The organism is Streptomyces sp. JL2001, assembly GCF_050917515.1.
In the GTDB taxonomy this organism is placed as follows: Bacteria; Actinomycetota; Actinomycetes; order Streptomycetales; family Streptomycetaceae; genus Streptomyces.
In genome coordinates this window covers 857,205-872,095 of record NZ_CP169421.1, presented here as the reverse complement: position 1 = coordinate 872,095, position 14,891 = coordinate 857,205, and the positions used below count along the sequence as shown (strand labels likewise).

The following is a 14,891-nucleotide window of genomic DNA, read 5'->3' as shown; positions in this document are numbered from 1 at the left end:
GCGGCCCCGTCCCGGCCGAGGCCGGAGGACCGGCTTCTCGGCCGGGACGGGTCGCGCACGGCCGTCGCCCCCGCGAGGGGCGACCCCCCTCCGCGGATGGGTTCATCTTTCTTGTGACGAGATGGGATTGACGGCATCCGGGTGGTAAACCGCGTCCGGTGCAACTGCCCGGACCCCTCGTGCACTCCTCCGTTTCAGTTGCACGACACCCGAGGAGGCACCCATGACGCGGCTCCAGGACTTCACCACCGCCCCGACCTCGCGGCTGGACTTCGACCCGTACCGTTTCCCCGCCCTCTTCATCGAGGACCTCACCGAGGACCTCACCGAGGACCTCACCGAGGACCTCCCCGAGGAGACGCACTCCGCGCACGGCTTCATGGAGGCCGTCGAGTATCCGCTGCCCGCGCCCTCGCCGGACAGCCGCATCCCCCTGCCGCTGCGCCCGGCCGACCGCCGCCGCCTGGACCTGCACGCGGCACTGACCACGGCCGGCATCGCCCCGCTGCCGGGCGACCTCGACGCGATCGAGGCGCTGTGCGCCCTGGACGACACCACGCACCACGCCCTCCAGCGCTGGATCACCCGGGCGGCGTGACCGACGAGGACGGCACCCTCGGCGGTCCGTGAGGCCGCCGGGCGACGGACGGCGCCCGCTTCCGCCCGGTCACCCGGAGGCGGTCACCGCGGCGACTGTGCCCCGCCGGATCCGGTCCGGCCGGGCACCGCGCTCACCGTGACGACTCGTGAGCCTCGCGGACGGCGGCGGGGACCGGCCCCTGCGCGGAGGCACCGTCAGCGAGGCCCGGCCCGCCGGCCGGGGCCACCGGACGACGGGGATGTTGCGGGTGTGGACTCGGAACATGAGCTGACGCGGGCCGCGCAGGACGGCGATGTGGCCTCGGTGGCACGGCTGTTGAGCGCGGGAGCCGAGGCGGACGCCCCGGACGCTCGCCGGCGCACCGCGCTCGAGGTCGCGGTCGACGCGGGGCAGGTCGAGATCGTCCGCCTCCTCCTTGCCGCGGGGGCGGACCCGCGCCGGCCGACCGGCGAGTACGACGAGCTGACACCGCTGCTCCAGGCGGCGATGCGCCCCGAAGCCGAGATCGTGCTGCTCGGCCGTGGTGCCGCGCCGACGGAGTACGCCCTGAGCATCGCGCACCATCCCGCACGGCGGTCGCCGGAGGACGAGGAGAGGTACCTGCCCGTCCTCCACGCTCTGCACGCCGCGAGGCGCCAGGGCTGAACCCCCGCCGGCGCGCCGGACACCCGGGTCCGTGGCGGATCCGGGCCGCCGGAGACCTTCGTGGGGGCGACACGAGTGCGCTCGGGCCTGGTCAAAACCGGTGCGGGTGCGCAAGGATCACGCCCGCACCACGCCACCCCCCATTCCCTCGACGAGAGGACGTACATGGCTCGCCGCATACCCCGCGGACTGATCGCCGTCGCCTCGGCCACCGCCACCGCGGCCCTGCTCGCCCCGGCATCAGCCTCGGCCTCGGCCCCGGCCGCCGCACCTCAGGCCCGGATCTTCATGGTCAACCCCGTGCAGTCCACGGGCGACCAGTCGCTCACCGACGGCAAGGACGCGGCCTCCGCCGTCCCCGCCGGCGCCTACGCCACGGCCGCTCTGCGCAACCTCGACGGCAGCGGCTCGCTCTCCGGTCGATGGGCCGCGGTCAGGTCCGACACAGGAGGCTCCGCGAAGGTCGCCGACGTCGGCGCGTACGACCGTCACGACGACCAGTTCGAGCAGGTCATGGCCTACTTCTGGGTCAACGAGGCACAGGAGTACCTCCAGGGCCTCGGGTTCGGCAGCGAACTGCCCGGCGCGAACGACCGCGTGCAGCCCGTCCGGATCAACCAGTGGGGCGCGGACAACTCGTTCTTCACCGACAAGAAGGCGGAGATCCGCTTCGGCAAGGGCGGCGTCGACGACGCCGAGGACGCCGAGGTGATCGTCCACGAGTACGGCCACGCGGTGCACCACGCGCAGGTGCCCGGCTTCGGGACCAGCCCCGAGGCCGGTGCGATCGGCGAGGCGTTCGGCGACTACCTGGCCGTCGCGGTCGGGACCAACGCCGCCGCGCGGCACGGCTGGCCGCAGAAGGCGGACCCGGCGTGCGTCGCCGACTGGGACGCCGTCGAGTACAGCGCCGCCCCGCACTGCCTGCGCCGCATCGACGGCACCAAGGTGTACGCGGACCGGGTCGGCGAGGTGCACGCGGACGGCGAGATCTGGTCGCGGGCCCTGCTCGACATCCGCGGAGCGCTCGGCGCCCGGGTCGCGGACCGCGTCATCGTCAACGCCCAGTTCGGCTTCGCGCCCGACACGAGCTTCACGGACGCGGCACGCCGGACGATCGCGACGGCCCAGAGCATGTACGGCACGGGTGCGGCAGACGCCGTCCGCGCGGCGTTCGCGGCACGGCAGATCCCCGGTATCGGCTGAGGCGGTCTCCGGGCGGGCCCGTCCTCGGACGGGCCCGCCTCGCCGGCCTCCCGCGGCATCCTGGCGGACCGGGGACGCCGCGGACGCCGTCGCCCGATCCCCCGCTCACCCGGCCCCGTCGGCGTTCGGCGCGGCCCTGCCGCTTTCCGGCGCCCCGGCCGGTTCGCGGGCGTCGCGGAGTGCCGTGCGGACGGACCAGATCACCGACACCAGCGGCACCGCCACCACGGCTCCCACGATGCCGGCCGCGATCGACCCCGCGATCACCGAGATCGCCACCACCAGGGGGTGCAGCCGGACCGCCCAGCTCATCACGAGCGGGTGCAGCAGATGGCCCTCGATCTGCCCGATGACCACGATCAGAGCCACCACGATCCCCGCCACCAAGGGCCCCTTCGCGGCCAGCGCGACCACCGCGGCCACCGCGAGGGCGACCGGCGAGCCGATCAGCGGGACGAACGCGGCCATGAACTCCAGCAGGGCCAGCGGGATCGCGAGCGGTACCCCGAGGAGCCACAGGGCGAGCCCGACGAGGGTCGCGTTCACCGCGGCCACCAGCACGATGCCGTGCGTGTAGCCGGTGAAGGTGCGCCAGGCGGCGCGGCCGCCGATCTCCGTCCGGCCCCGCACGGACGTCGGCAACTGCTCCTGCAGCCAGGCCCACTGACGGTCGCCGGAGTTGATGAAGAACACCGCGGTGAACAACGCCAGGGCCAGCGTCGTCAGCACCTCGACCAGCCGGTGCGCGCCGCTCAGCGCGTCGCTCATCAGGGTCGAGCGGTGGCTCGACAGGAACCGCCCGATCCGGGACTGGACGTCAGTGAGCGCGTCCGGGTTCAGCCGGAACGGCGGCCGCTCCAGCCAGTCCTCGATCCGGTCGACGCCGGTCCGGAACTCCCTCACCAGGGTCGTCCGCTCACCTTCCACGGCCTCGCCGACCAGGGCGAGCACGCCCAGCACCACCACGATGCTGCCGAGCACGGTGACGGTGACGGCCAGCGGACGGGGGAGCCACCGGTCGAGCAGATCGGCGACCGGCCGCAGCAGCGCCGTGGCCACCAGCCCGAGGAACACCGCCACACCGATCTCGTGGAACCGCCCGAGCAGGGCGAACAGGCTGTACACGAGGGCGCCGACGACGAGCAGGCGCCATGCGTAGGCGGCGGCGGTGCGAAGGAACGGAACCACCGGGGGTGGTGAGCCTGGCTGCATGGCCAACCACGTACCACCGTCATGACGGCCGTCCACGCCCGAGGCCGTACATTCGCCCGACCGTCACCCACATGCGTCCGACCGGGGTCCGGACGGGCGAATGCCGGGTGAACCGGGGACCCGAGCCGGTGTCGGCACGGGCCCCTCGGACGGCGCCGGGGAGGATCGGGGGATGGGCGTCGTCCTGCCGGTCCTCTTCTCCTTGTTCGCCGCGTTCAGCAACGCGCTCGCCACGGTGCTGCAGCGCCGCGCCGCGCTGACCGTTCCCCAGTCCGACTCGTTCCGGCCCGGCCTGATCCTCGACCTGCTGAAGCGGCCGCTCTGGCTGGCCGGCATCGTCGCCGTGATCGCCGCCGGCGTGGGGCAGGCCGCCGCGCTGGCGACCGGGGCGCTGTCGCTCGTGCAGCCGCTGTTCGTGCTGGAACTGCCGCTCGCGCTGCTGATCGCGTCGCTGCTGGCCCGGGAGCGGCTGCCCTCGGCACAGTGGCTCGCGGTCGCGGCGGTCGTGGCGGGGCTCGGCGTCGCCCTGGTGGCCGCCTCGCCCGACGGGAACCGGACCCACGTGGCCCTGGACCGCTGGGTGCCGGCGCTGGTGGCCTGCGGACTCGCGGCGGTCGCCCTGGCGGCCGCCGGACTGCGCAGACCGCCGGGCCGGGCACGCGCCGCCTGCCTCGGCGCCGCCACGGCGATCTGCTACGCGCTCACCGCGGCGCTCATGAAGGCCGCCATGCACATCCTGGACGACGGCGGCCTGGGCGCCTTTCTGACGACCTGGCAGACGTACGCCTTCTGCGCGACCGGCATCGCGGCGCTCCTGCTGCTGGAACACGCGATGCAGGGCGGTCCCCTCGTGGCCTCCCAGCCGGCGCTCACGCTCGGGGACGCGATGCTGAGCCTCATGCTGGGCGTGCTCCTGTACGAGGAGCACGTGCGCGGCGGGTGGTGGCTGGTGCCGGAGGTGATGGGTGTCGGCCTGATCGTCTTCGGGGTGTTCGCGCTCGCCCGCAGCGGGGTCAGCACCGCGTAGGTCCTGTCCGGGCGATCTTCTCGGGCCCGCGACGACGGCTCAGGCGCCGCGCCGGGTCGTCGGATCGCCCGGAAGTACGTCCCGGTACGACGACGACCCCCAGCCTCCCGAAGCACGCCGTCCGACGCCGTGCGCCGACCCACCGGGTGGGACGGGACAGCGCTTAGGGTGCTCGGCATGACCAGCGGATCACGTCCACCCCGGCTCGAAGCGTCCCGCGGCAGGCGCCTGGGGTACCCGGCGGCGGCCGCCGTCTTCGCGATCGGCATGGCGGGCACGACGCTGCCCACCCCGCTCTACGGTCTCTACCGTCAGGAGCTGGGATTCTCCGAGCTGATGGTGACGGTGATCTTCGCCAGCTACGCGGTCGGCGTGATCGCCACCCTGCTGCTGGTCGGAAACCACTCGGACGTCGTCGGGCGCCGCCCCGTCCTGTGGTGCGCGCTGGCCATGGCGGCGGCGAGCGCGGTGTGCTTCCTGAACGAGGGCGGCCTGCCCCTGCTCTTCGCCGGCCGGCTGTTCTCGGGCTTCTCCGCCGGGCTGCTCAGCGGGGCGGGGACGGTCACCGTGCTGGAACTCGCCCGGCCCGAGCAGAAGTCCCGCGCGGGATTCGCCGCCACCGCGGCGAACATGGGCGGGTTGGGCTGCGGCCCCCTCCTCGCCGGCTTCCTCGCGCAGTACGCCCCGGATCCGCTGACCCTTCCCTTCCTGGTGCACCTCGGGCTGGTCGCCGTGGCCTGTGTCGTCGTCCTGCTGCTGCCGGAGACGGTCCGTCAGCCGCGGCTGCGGGCGCGGCCCAGGCCGCAGGGGCTGTACGTGCCGGCGCAGGTCCGCGGCGTCTTCACCCCGTCGGCCGTCGCCGCCTTCGCCGGCTTCTCGCTGCTCGGCCTGTTCACCGCGGTGGCGCCCAGTTTCGTCTCCCAGACCCTCGACATCCACAATCTGGCCGTGACCGGGCTGGTGGTCTTCTCGGTGTTCCTCGCCTCGACCGCGGGACAGTCGCTGACGGGCCGGATGCCGGTGCGCACCGCCCTCCCGCTCGGCTGCCTGGTGCTCGTCGTCGGCCTCCTGCTGGTGGGGGCGTCGCTGTGGGTGGAGACCCTGCCGCTGCTGGTGGTGGGCGGGATGTGCGGCGGGCTCGGCCAGGGGCTCGCCTTCCGCGCCGGTCTGAGCGCCGTCGGCGACGCGGCGCCGTCCGCGCACCGGGCGGCGACCATCTCCTCGTTCTTCGTCGTCGCCTACACCGGGATCTCCCTGCCCGTCGTGGGCGTGGGAGCGCTGACGATGTGGGTGGGCCTGGACACGGCCGGCCTCACGTTCACCGCCTGCGTCACCGTCCTCGCCGCCGGCGCCGGCCTCTACCTGTACCTCCGGCACCCCGCCGCCGCGGAAGACGCCCCTTAGCCCCTGTCCTGGCGGCCCGGTGGGGCTCTCGAGGGCACCCTCCAGGTCCTGGTCCGGGCGATCTTCGAGGACCGGCCGGACAGCGCCTAAGGTGAGCGCGGCGCGACGTACGGACGTACGAGGAGAACGAGTGACCGCGACAAGCCTGGAGCACACCACCGTCCCCGCCGACACCGGGGAGGTCACGCTGCTGATCGCCCGTCAGGTCGAACCCGGCTTCGAGGACGCCTTCGAGAAGTGGGCGCAGGGCATCCTCGACACGGCGGCCGCCTTCCCGGGCCACCTGGGCTACGGCTTCTTCCGCCCGTCCGCGCCGGGAGCCCCGTGGTTCCTCGTGCACCGCTTCCGCGACGCGGCCGCCTGCCGCACCTGGCAGGAGTCCCCGGAGCGGGAAGCCTGGTTCGACCACTGCGAGGGGCACCGGCACAGCGAGATAGCCCGGCGTGAACTGAGCGGTATGGAGACCTGGTTCGCGAAGCCCGGGTCCACCCGGCCGGCCCCGCCGCGCTGGAAGATGGTCGTCGGCTCGACCCTCGCCGTCTATCCGATCTCGCTGCTCGGCAACGTCTTCCTGCTGCCGCACCTCGAGGCCGTCCCCCTGCTCCTGAACACCGCCCTCGTCTCCGCGCTCTTCAGCGTGCTGATGACCTACGTGGCCATGCCCACCGTCAGCCGGATCCTGCGCGGCTGGCTCCGCGGCTGACCGTCCACGGCCCGGGTCCGGGGCGGCCGCGGGTGTCACGCAGGGTGGGCGGACACCGCTCTGCGTGGCCGCGCCGCCGGCGTCGAACGGCGCATCAGAAGGGGTTCGCCCAGGTCGGAGGGGGTTTCCGGGCCGCCGGGGTGGATTCACCCGCTTGCCGGAGCCCGGGTTGCGGTTAATGTCGATATATAGGCCAAAGGTGCACTCCCCTCCTGTCACCCTCCTCGGTGCCCGGGGGGCGGGAGCGCGAAAGGAGCCTCCGATGACCCGTACATTGCGGGGCGCGATAGCCCTTGCCGGAGCCGCGGCCCTGTCCCTGAGCGTGGTGGCGACGAGCGTCGCGGCAGGGCCGGGCGTGAGTTCCGTGGCGCGGCAGGACGACGTGAAGATCGGTCTGCTGCTGCCGGAGAGCAAGACCACGCGCTACGAGAAGTTCGACCGGCCGTACATCGAGCAGAAGATCAAGGAACTCGCTCCCAACGCGCAGATCGACTACTACAACGCCGCCGAGAGCGCGACGACCCAGCAGCAGCAGGTCAACACCGCGCTCGCCAAGGGCGACCAGGTGCTCATCCTGGACGCCGTGGACGCCAAGTCGATCCAGTCCTCCGTGGAGAAGGCCAACGCCGCGGGCGTCAAGGTCGTCGCCTACGACCGCCTGGCGCAGGGCCCCGTCGACGCGTACGTCTCGTACGACAACCGGAAGGTCGGCGAGTTGCAGGGCAAGGCGCTGCTGGACGCGCTCGGTTCGAAGGCCGCCGACAGCCAGATCGTCATGCACAACGGTTCGCCGACGGACCCGAACGCCGCCGAGTTCAAGGCCGGCGCCCACTCCGTCCTCGACGGCAAGGTGAAGATCGGCAAGGAGTACGACACTCCCAACTGGGACCCGAACAACGCCAACCAGCAGATGTCCGGTGCCATCAGCGCGCTGGGCAAGGACAACATCCAGGCCGTGTACTCCGCCAACGACGGACTGGCCGCGGGCATCGCCACCGCCCTCAAGGCATCCGGCATCAACGTGCCGTTGACCGGTCAGGACGCCCAGCTCGACGCCATCCAGCGCATCCTGCTCGGCACCCAGACCATCACGGTCCAGAAGCCGTACAAGCCCGAGGCCGACATCGCCGCCACCATGGCCGTCAACCTGGCCGAGGGCAAGGAGCTGCCCAAGGACCTGACACCCGTCACCGTCACGAACGGCAGCGGCGACAAGGTCCCGGCCACCCTGCTGGCGCCGGTCGTCGTCAACAAGGACAACATCAAGGACACGGTCGTCAAGGACGGCATGTACACCGTTCAGGAGATCTGCACTCCGACCTACGCCGCAGCCTGCAAGGAGGCCGGACTCACCTGACCGCTTGAGCACTTCATCCCGGCGGGGGCGAGACGGGCCCGCATCGGCGGGCGAGCGGAGGAGGCGGTTCCGTTGACGGAAGCACCTGTGCTCACACTCCGGGGCATCTCCAAACGGTTCGGCGCCGTCCAGGCGCTGTCCGAGTTCGACCTGGAGGTCCACCCCGGAGAGGTCGTCGCCCTCGTCGGCGACAACGGCGCCGGCAAGTCGACCGCCGTCAAGACGATCGCCGGGGTGAACCAGCCGGACGAGGGCGTCATCGAATGGCAGGGCCGTCCGGTCTCCATCAACCGACCGCACGACGCCCAGAACCTCGGCATCGCCACCGTCTACCAGGACCTGTCCCTGTGCGACAACCTCGACGTGGTCGGCAACCTCTTCCTCGGCCGCGAACTACGGAAGTTCGGCGTCCTCGACGAGGTCCGCATGGACCAGCGGGCTCGGGAGCTGCTCCAGACGCTCTCCATCCGCATCCCCAGCGTCCGCATCCCCGTCGCCTCGCTGTCCGGCGGCCAGCGCCAGACGGTCGCCATCGCCCGCTCGCTGATCGGCGAACCCAAGGTAGTCATCCTGGACGAGCCGACCGCGGCGCTGGGCGTCGAGCAGACCGCCGAGGTCCTCGACCTCGTCGAGCGCCTCCGCGAACAGGGCCTGGGAACCATCCTGATCAGCCACAACATGGTCGACGTGATGGCGGTCGCCGACCGGATCGCGGTGATGCGCCTCGGCCGCAACAACGGCTTCTTCGACAGGCGCTCCACCACCACCGAGGAGATCATCTCCGCCATCACCGGCGCCACCGACAGCGCCGTCACCCGCCGCCAGGCCCGCAAGCTGGGGGAGGAGTCATGAGCCGCGACCGAGGCACCGACGACACCTCCGGCCAGGAACCGGCCCGCGGCGCCATGCCCGCGGTGGACAGCCGTCTCCTCGTCCGCGAGGAGGGCATCAAGGGATATCTGGGGGAGTTCCGGCGCAAGCTGCGCAGCGGCGAGCTGGGCTCCCTTCCCGTCGTCCTCGCCGTGATCATCATCTGGACCGTCTTCGGCAGCCTGAACAGCACGTTCCTGTCGGCCCAGAACCTCTCCGACCTCAGCCAGCAGATCGTCGGCACCGGCATGATCGCGGTCGGCATCGTCTTCGTCCTGCTGCTCGGCGAGATCGACCTGTCGGTCGGCTCGGTCAGCGGCCTGTGCGCGGCGATCTTCGCCGTACTGAACGTCATCAACGGCATGAACCAGTGGCTGGCGCTCCTGGTCGCCATCGCGGGCGGCGCGGCCGTCGGGCTCATCCAGGGGTTCTTCTTCGCCAAGGTCGGTGTGCCGGCCTTCGTCGTCACCCTGGCGGGCAATCTCGCCTGGAACGGCCTCATGCTCCAGGTGCTCGGCAGCAGCGGCACGGTCAACATCCCGAGCGACAGCATCGTCTCCGAGCTCTACTCGACCATCTTCCACAGCCCCGCCGCCGCGTACGTGGCCGCGGCCGTCGGTGTCGGACTCTTCCTGGCCGCCTCGCTCCTGGACGCCAAACGACGCAGGTCGGCCCGGGTTCCGTCCCGGCCGGTCGCCGAGATCGTGCTGCGCACCGTGGTCCTCGCGGCGATCGCCTTCGTCACCGCCTACATCCTGAACCAGTACCAGGGCCTGCCGCTGGCGCTCCTGATCTTCCTGATCCTGCTGGTGGTCCTCGACTTCGTCCTGCGCCGCACCACGTACGGCCGACGCGTCTTCGCGGTCGGCGGCAACATCGAGGGTGCCCGCCGCGCGGGCATCAGCGTGCCCTTCGTCCGCATGAGCGTCTTCTCGATCGCCGGCACCATGGCCGCGGTCGGCGGCCTCTTCCTGGCCGGGCAGATCCAGTCCGCCAGCCAGACCTCCGGCGGCGGCAACCTGCTGATGAACGTCATCGCCGCGGCCGTCATCGGCGGCACCAGCCTGTTCGGCGGACGCGGCTCGGTCTGGTCCGCCCTGCTCGGCGCGCTGGTCATCGGATCCATCCAGTCCGGGATGAACATCATGGGCGTCAGCAACGCCGTCCAGTTCATGATCACCGGTGCGGTCCTGCTGGCCGCGGTGGTCGTCGACTCCCTCTCCCGCAAGACCCAGAAGGCCGCGGGGCGCGCCTGAACGGCCCGCACCCGGGCTGCGCCGACGCACCCGGCGTGGTCGCATCGTGGTCATGGAGCGAGCAGAAGGAAGCGAGCCGGCCCTCGCGCAGCGGCGCGCGGCCCGCCTGACCGTCGCGAAGCACGCCACCGACGCCGGGGACCTGGCGGCCCTCCTCGACATACTCGACCTGAACCCGGAGGCCGACGGCTTCCACCGCCGCCGCCCCGCCATCCCGGAGGGCGACTGACGACCACCCGCGCGGCCCGGCCCCGCACCCCGGCGAGGGGCGGGGTGCGGGCCACCGCCGGGTTGGGGCGGCAGGCGCAGGGCCTCTCGGCCGGCCGGGTTCGGCGTCAGCGGTCGAGGGAGAGGGCGAGGAGCTCCGCGAAGGTGCCGCCCGCGCGGACCAGGTCGTCGTATCGGCCCTGTTCGGTGATGCGGCCGTGTTCCATCACCACGATGTGGTCGGCGATCCGGGTGTTCTCCAGACGGTGGGTGACCACGATCGTGATGCGGTCGCCGGCGATCGACCTGATCCGCTCGAAGACGCGGTGTTCGCCGCGCGGGTCCATCTGCGACGTGGGTTCGTCCAGGATGAGCAGCGGCGGGCGGCGGTACAGGGCCCGTGAGCAGGCAAGCCGCTGCCACTGGCCGCCGGACAGCTCCGCGCCGCCGAAGAGCTCCCGCGCCAGGAGCGTGTCCAGGCCGGCCGGCAGGTCCTCGATCGCCTCGCGCATCCCGACCGCGTCGACGGCGTCCCAGACCGGACCGTCGTGGGACGTGCGCGGCTGTCCGAGGGTGATGTTCTCCCGTACCCGCAGCGGCCACTGGGCGAAGATCTGCGGGACCAGCCCGGTGCAGCTCCACACGGCTGCCGGGTCGACGTCGCCGAGATCGGTTCCGTTCCAGGTCACCCGTCCCTCGTCGGGCAGGTAGACGCCGGTGAGCAGGCGGGTGAGGGTCGACTTGCCGGAGCCGTTCACGCCGACGATCGCGAGGATCTCCCCACGGCGCAGGGTCAGGGACACGCCGTCGACGGCGGGCCTGTCCTTGCCCGGGTAGCGGTAGACGACCTCATCGAGCCGGATCTCCTCGACCGGGGCGCTCACGGTGGCGGAGCCGCGTCGGGGTGCGCGTGCGGACGCGTCGTCGAGGAAGGACTCCATGTCGCCGAGGTAGAGACTCGTGTGGAAGAGCGCGGCGCCGTTGAGGACCAGCTGCGACAGGGCGCCGAGTGTCGTCTGGACGGCGACGACGGCGGTCGCGGCGAGCGCGAGGGCGATCCGGCCGGTCGTGGCCAGCCAGGCGAGCGCCGCCCATGACGCGACCAGGAACACACCGGCGACCAGGGACGAGGCGAGCGCGATGCGCAGCGTGCGCGGGGCCGCGGCGAGCGTGCGCCGGTCGCAGCGCTCGGACAGCGAGCGGAACCAGAAGAGCAGGTAGTCGGTCATCCCGTTGGCGCGGACCTCGTCGCCGTACTTGGTGGTCGTCGCCCACCAGCGCATCATGCCGCGCACGTTGCGGTCGGCGATGTTCGCGTAGTGCACCTCGTAGTCCACCCGGGCGGTCAGCACCGCCCCGGCACCCGCCGGCAGCACGGCGAGGAGGAGCAGGGGAACCACCAGCGGGTTGAGCACCGCGAGCGCTCCGGCGGCCGTGACCATGCGGACGAGCGCCGACAGGAAGCGCTGCGCGTCGGTCACCATCACCTGGGCCCGGATCACCCCCATCTCCGCCGCCTCCTGGCGGTCGGCGAAGCCGTCCACCGCGTAGGCCGCCGCCTCGACCCGGCAGACCGCCTCGACGAGCGCGGTGTCGGTCCCGGTCGTGAGTCCGGGCGTGAGCCGCCGCTCGGCGTAGCCGGCCAGGGCTTCGGCGGTACGCGTGAGACCGGCGGCGATGCCCACGACCACGAGGGCCGGCAGCGCCTGGTCCAGGCGGTCGGCGATCGCCCCGGCACCGAGGACGGCCCGCAGGGCCCGGGCGGTGGCGGTCAGCAGGACGGCCGCCGCCACTCCCGTGACCAGCTGGCATCCGAGGAGCAGCAGGACGGCACGGCGGTCGACGCGCCAGGACATCCGTCCGATGCGCAGCAGGACGCGGGGGAGCCGGGCGCACAGGGCGCGGAAGGACGCCTCTCCGAGCGGGTTCACGGCGAACTCGCCCGCGTACGTGATCTCGGCGGGCGGAGGGGGCGGCGGCGTGCCGGCGGGTGCGGACGGGGGCGGGACGGCAGCGGTGGTCGACGGGGGCGGGACGGCAGCGGTCTGCGGGGTGGGATCAGCGGTCAACTGCTCTTCTCCTGGGCGGTCGTTGGGGGAGCGGTGAGTACCGGGACCAACGACGGGTGCGGGGGAGTCGAGCACACGTATGTGAGCCGAGGACGGATCCGTGGGGTGGCGCGTCCGCCGCGGCATGCAGAGGCCACGGACCCTTGTGCCGCCCGGAGCGCGGGGTGGAGCGGAGATGGCCGAATCGCCGAAGTCGATACGCGAGTGACCGGTGGTCTTTCTGAGGTGTGCGGCGCTCGCTACGGTCCGTACGTGCATCCAGGGGAATGTGCGGGCGATTCCGGTCGTTGTCCTGGTTGAAGCGGTCTTTGCGGGCGCCGTGTGATGACCCGACAGCGACCGAGAGTGACGAACCCCTCCGGAATGCCATGCCGAGTCCCCGAGTCGTTCTCCCCGTCATAGCCGCGATGACCGCCGGCCTGCTCGTCGGCTGCTCCGCCCAGACGGGTGCGGGCGCCGCGGCCGGTGCCTCGCCGAGCCCGCGTGACGCGGCCCCTTCCGCCGTGGCCACGAGCGGACCCGCGCCGGCCGCCGCCCCCGCGTCGTCGTCTTCCGCCCCCGTGCCGTCCGCGACGCGGATCCCCGTGGCGGCGCCGGCCCCCGATCCCGAGCCGGTCGCGCGGACCCGGACGGCCGAGCTGGCGATTCCCGCGATCGGCCTCACCGGCCTGCGTGTCGTTCCCTACGAGGGAACGACCGACGACGCCGCCGGTACCCGCATCCAGGACCGTGGCGTGGCCGCAAGCCCGTACGGGAAACGCGGCGGGGTCGGACCCGGCGAGGTCGGGAACTACCTGGTGACCGCCCACCGCCTCTCCGCGGGTGGACCGCTGCGGGAGCTGCCCTCGGTCCGCGTGGGGGACCCGGTCTTCGTCACCCAGGGTGACACCGTGTACGAATACCGGATCACCGAGACCCGGACCACGTCCTTCCGCTCCGCCCGCTCCCTCGCCGAGCAGCGGGCCGCGGTGCCGGGGAAGCCCGGCGAGAAGGCCACCAAGGCCATGATCACCCTCTCCACCTGCGCGACGCCCGAGGACAACGCGGCGGGGAACTACTGGCGCGACGCGCAGGGCAACCCCGAGCACCGCATCGACAAGATCGGCGTACTGGCCGCCACCCGCCCGGCCGGCTAGGGCCTGTCCGGGCGCCGCCGGCCGATCCTCGAAGATCGCCCGGACAGGACCTGGAGCCCGCCTCGGCCGCCTCACCAGGTGGCCGACCGGGAAGCTTTCAGGTCGCGTCCGTGTAGCGGGCGGCGAGCGCGGCGGCGCGGTCGCGCAGGGCGGTGCGCAGCGCGGGCGGGGTGAGGGCCTCCGCGTCCATGCCGAGCTGCCACAGCGCCCATTCGGCGTGTCGTGAATCCTGGAAGGTCACCTCCAGGAGCAGCCGGCCGTCCGCGTCCGGCTCCTCCGCGCGGACGGCCAGCGCGGTGTCCAGCAGCTCCTCCCGTCGCGCCGGGTCGACCCGCACCCGCACGGTGACGTGGTCGCCGCCGGAGAGGAACCGCGCGGAGCGCTCCCGCCAGATCAGGTCCAGATCGATCCGGTCCGGTCGTTGTGCCGCTTCGGGGAGTTCCTCGGCGGCGGACACCCGCGCCAGCCGGTAGGTGCGGTCCTCGCCCGATCTCGTGGCCAGCAGGTAGCCCCGGTCGCGTACGGTCACCAGACCGATCGGGTCCACCGTGCGCCATCGCGGTGCCTGGCCCGTGGCGGCGTAGTGGATGCGGAGCCTGTGCCCGGCGAGCACCGCGCGCCGGATCTCGATCATCGTGCTGTCGGTCACCTCCTCGGCGACCGGCTTGCGTGAGAGCAGGTCGGCCTCGGGGTCGACGAGAAAGCGCTGGGCCGCGTCGCTCGCGGCGGCCCGGTGACCCTCGGGCAGCGCGTCGACCACCTTCCGCCTGGCCGACGCGAGGGCCGAGCGGAGGCCCAGCACCTGCTCGCCACGCCCCGATCCGGCGGCCAGCAGGGCAAGGGCCTCGTCGTGGTTCAGTCCGGTGAGCTCGGTCCGGAAACCGGGCAGCAACGCGAAACCGCCGTGCCGGCCGCGTTCGGCGTAGACCGGGACACCCGCCGCGGACAGCGCCTCGATATCGCGCAGCACGGTGCGGGTGGAGACGTCGAGCTCGCGGGCCAGGGTGTCGGCGGTCAGCCGGCCGCGCTGCCGCAGCAGAAGCACCAGCGAGACCAAGCGGTCGGCACGCATGCGGGAAACCTATCGGCATACATGACCAAGGGTGTCGTGATTTGTTGCGAGGCTCGTTCACGCGACGTCGAGCAGACGGCTGTGGAGCCGTCCGACGCGCGCATCCCGCATGAAGCGAAGGGAACT

The 14,891-nt window shown here is 72.5% G+C and carries 14 protein-coding genes; 11 read left to right on the top strand and 3 right to left on the bottom strand.

All coding sequences use genetic code 11. The annotated features are described in order from the left end of the window. Positions 1–223: 223 nt before the first annotated feature. The 3 genes from ACE1OA_RS03860 (at position 224) to ACE1OA_RS03850 (ending at position 2,452) form a co-directional block, all read left to right on the top strand. The gene (locus tag ACE1OA_RS03860; RefSeq protein ID WP_432752267.1) at positions 224–598 is read left to right on the top strand and encodes a hypothetical protein; all 375 of its coding nucleotides are present in this window, start codon (positions 224–226) and stop codon (positions 596–598) included. 252 nt (positions 599–850) lie between these two features. After that, positions 851–1,246, top strand: a complete 396-nt coding sequence (locus tag ACE1OA_RS03855; protein ID WP_432752266.1) for an ankyrin repeat domain-containing protein — start codon at positions 851–853, stop codon at positions 1,244–1,246. A 165-nt stretch (positions 1,247–1,411) separates the two neighbouring features. Continuing rightward, positions 1,412–2,452, top strand: coding sequence for a M4 family metallopeptidase (locus ACE1OA_RS03850; RefSeq protein ID WP_356601878.1), 1,041 nt, complete (start codon positions 1,412–1,414; stop codon positions 2,450–2,452). 105 nt (positions 2,453–2,557) lie between these two features. On the opposite strand, the gene ACE1OA_RS03845 is transcribed toward ACE1OA_RS03850, so the two are convergent. Further along, positions 2,558–3,664, bottom strand: coding sequence for an AI-2E family transporter (locus ACE1OA_RS03845; protein ID WP_356602122.1), 1,107 nt, complete (start codon positions 3,662–3,664; stop codon positions 2,558–2,560). A gap of 172 nt (positions 3,665–3,836) precedes the next feature. On the opposite strand from ACE1OA_RS03845, the gene ACE1OA_RS03840 reads away from it, so the two are divergent. From ACE1OA_RS03840 to ACE1OA_RS03810, 7 genes are all read left to right on the top strand, one after another. Continuing rightward, complete coding sequence (locus tag ACE1OA_RS03840) at positions 3,837–4,691, top strand: DMT family transporter (protein WP_356601880.1); 855 nt, start codon at positions 3,837–3,839, stop codon at positions 4,689–4,691. Between the two features lie 177 nt (positions 4,692–4,868). Further along, on the top strand, positions 4,869–6,095 hold the full coding sequence (locus ACE1OA_RS03835; protein WP_356774281.1) for an MFS transporter: 1,227 nt from the start codon (positions 4,869–4,871) through the stop codon (positions 6,093–6,095). Positions 6,096–6,225: 130 nt separating this feature from the next. Continuing rightward, entirely contained in the window at positions 6,226–6,798 is a 573-nt protein-coding gene (locus ACE1OA_RS03830; protein WP_432752265.1) for an antibiotic biosynthesis monooxygenase, read from the top strand. Between the two features lie 262 nt (positions 6,799–7,060). Next, complete coding sequence (locus ACE1OA_RS03825) at positions 7,061–8,155, top strand: substrate-binding domain-containing protein (protein ID WP_432752264.1); 1,095 nt, start codon at positions 7,061–7,063, stop codon at positions 8,153–8,155. 72 nt (positions 8,156–8,227) lie between these two features. Then, positions 8,228–9,007: an ATP-binding cassette domain-containing protein gene (locus ACE1OA_RS03820; RefSeq protein ID WP_384868142.1), complete on the top strand. Its 780-nt coding sequence runs from the start codon at positions 8,228–8,230 to the stop codon at positions 9,005–9,007. Beyond that, on the top strand, positions 9,004–10,281 hold the full coding sequence (locus ACE1OA_RS03815) for a sugar ABC transporter permease (protein ID WP_356601890.1): 1,278 nt from the start codon (positions 9,004–9,006) through the stop codon (positions 10,279–10,281). Before ACE1OA_RS03820 ends, ACE1OA_RS03815 begins: the two co-directional genes overlap by 4 nt. A 52-nt stretch (positions 10,282–10,333) precedes the next feature. Beyond that, the gene (locus ACE1OA_RS03810; protein WP_432752263.1) at positions 10,334–10,510 is read left to right on the top strand and encodes a hypothetical protein; all 177 of its coding nucleotides are present in this window, start codon (positions 10,334–10,336) and stop codon (positions 10,508–10,510) included. Positions 10,511–10,616: 106 nt separating this feature from the next. Here the strand turns inward: ACE1OA_RS03810 and ACE1OA_RS03805 are convergent, their stop codons facing one another. Next, on the bottom strand, positions 10,617–12,344 hold the full coding sequence (locus ACE1OA_RS03805) for an ATP-binding cassette domain-containing protein (protein WP_432754031.1): 1,728 nt from the start codon (positions 12,342–12,344) through the stop codon (positions 10,617–10,619). A 581-nt stretch (positions 12,345–12,925) separates the two neighbouring features. On the opposite strand from ACE1OA_RS03805, the gene ACE1OA_RS03800 reads away from it, so the two are divergent. Then, positions 12,926–13,693, top strand: coding sequence for a class E sortase (locus tag ACE1OA_RS03800; RefSeq protein WP_384868139.1), 768 nt, complete (start codon positions 12,926–12,928; stop codon positions 13,691–13,693). Positions 13,694–13,790: 97 nt separating this feature from the next. Here ACE1OA_RS03800 and ACE1OA_RS03795 read toward each other — a convergent pair whose 3' ends face one another. Beyond that, positions 13,791–14,765: a helix-turn-helix transcriptional regulator gene (locus ACE1OA_RS03795; RefSeq protein WP_356601896.1), complete on the bottom strand. Its 975-nt coding sequence runs from the start codon at positions 14,763–14,765 to the stop codon at positions 13,791–13,793. Positions 14,766–14,891 lie beyond the last annotated feature (126 nt).

Bases quoted from the DNA above. Each gene is read 5' to 3' on its own strand.
- ACE1OA_RS03860 (WP_432752267.1), top strand. From the start codon at position 224: ATGACGCGGCTCCAGGACTTCACCACCGCCCCGACCTCGCGGCTGGAC.
- ACE1OA_RS03850 (WP_356601878.1), top strand. From the start codon at position 1,412: ATGGCTCGCCGCATACCCCGCGGACTGATCGCCGTCGCCTCGGCCACC.
- ACE1OA_RS03845 (WP_356602122.1), bottom strand. From the start codon at position 3,664: ATGCAGCCAGGCTCACCACCCCCGGTGGTTCCGTTCCTTCGCACCGCC.
- ACE1OA_RS03840 (WP_356601880.1), top strand. From the start codon at position 3,837: ATGGGCGTCGTCCTGCCGGTCCTCTTCTCCTTGTTCGCCGCGTTCAGC.
- ACE1OA_RS03835 (WP_356774281.1), top strand. From the start codon at position 4,869: ATGACCAGCGGATCACGTCCACCCCGGCTCGAAGCGTCCCGCGGCAGG.
- ACE1OA_RS03825 (WP_432752264.1), top strand. From the start codon at position 7,061: ATGACCCGTACATTGCGGGGCGCGATAGCCCTTGCCGGAGCCGCGGCC.
- ACE1OA_RS03815 (WP_356601890.1), top strand. From the start codon at position 9,004: ATGAGCCGCGACCGAGGCACCGACGACACCTCCGGCCAGGAACCGGCC.
- ACE1OA_RS03810 (WP_432752263.1), top strand. From the start codon at position 10,334: ATGGAGCGAGCAGAAGGAAGCGAGCCGGCCCTCGCGCAGCGGCGCGCG.
- ACE1OA_RS03805 (WP_432754031.1), bottom strand. From the start codon at position 12,344: ATGTCCTGGCGCGTCGACCGCCGTGCCGTCCTGCTGCTCCTCGGATGC.
- ACE1OA_RS03800 (WP_384868139.1), top strand. From the start codon at position 12,926: ATGCCGAGTCCCCGAGTCGTTCTCCCCGTCATAGCCGCGATGACCGCC.
- ACE1OA_RS03795 (WP_356601896.1), bottom strand. From the start codon at position 14,765: ATGCGTGCCGACCGCTTGGTCTCGCTGGTGCTTCTGCTGCGGCAGCGC.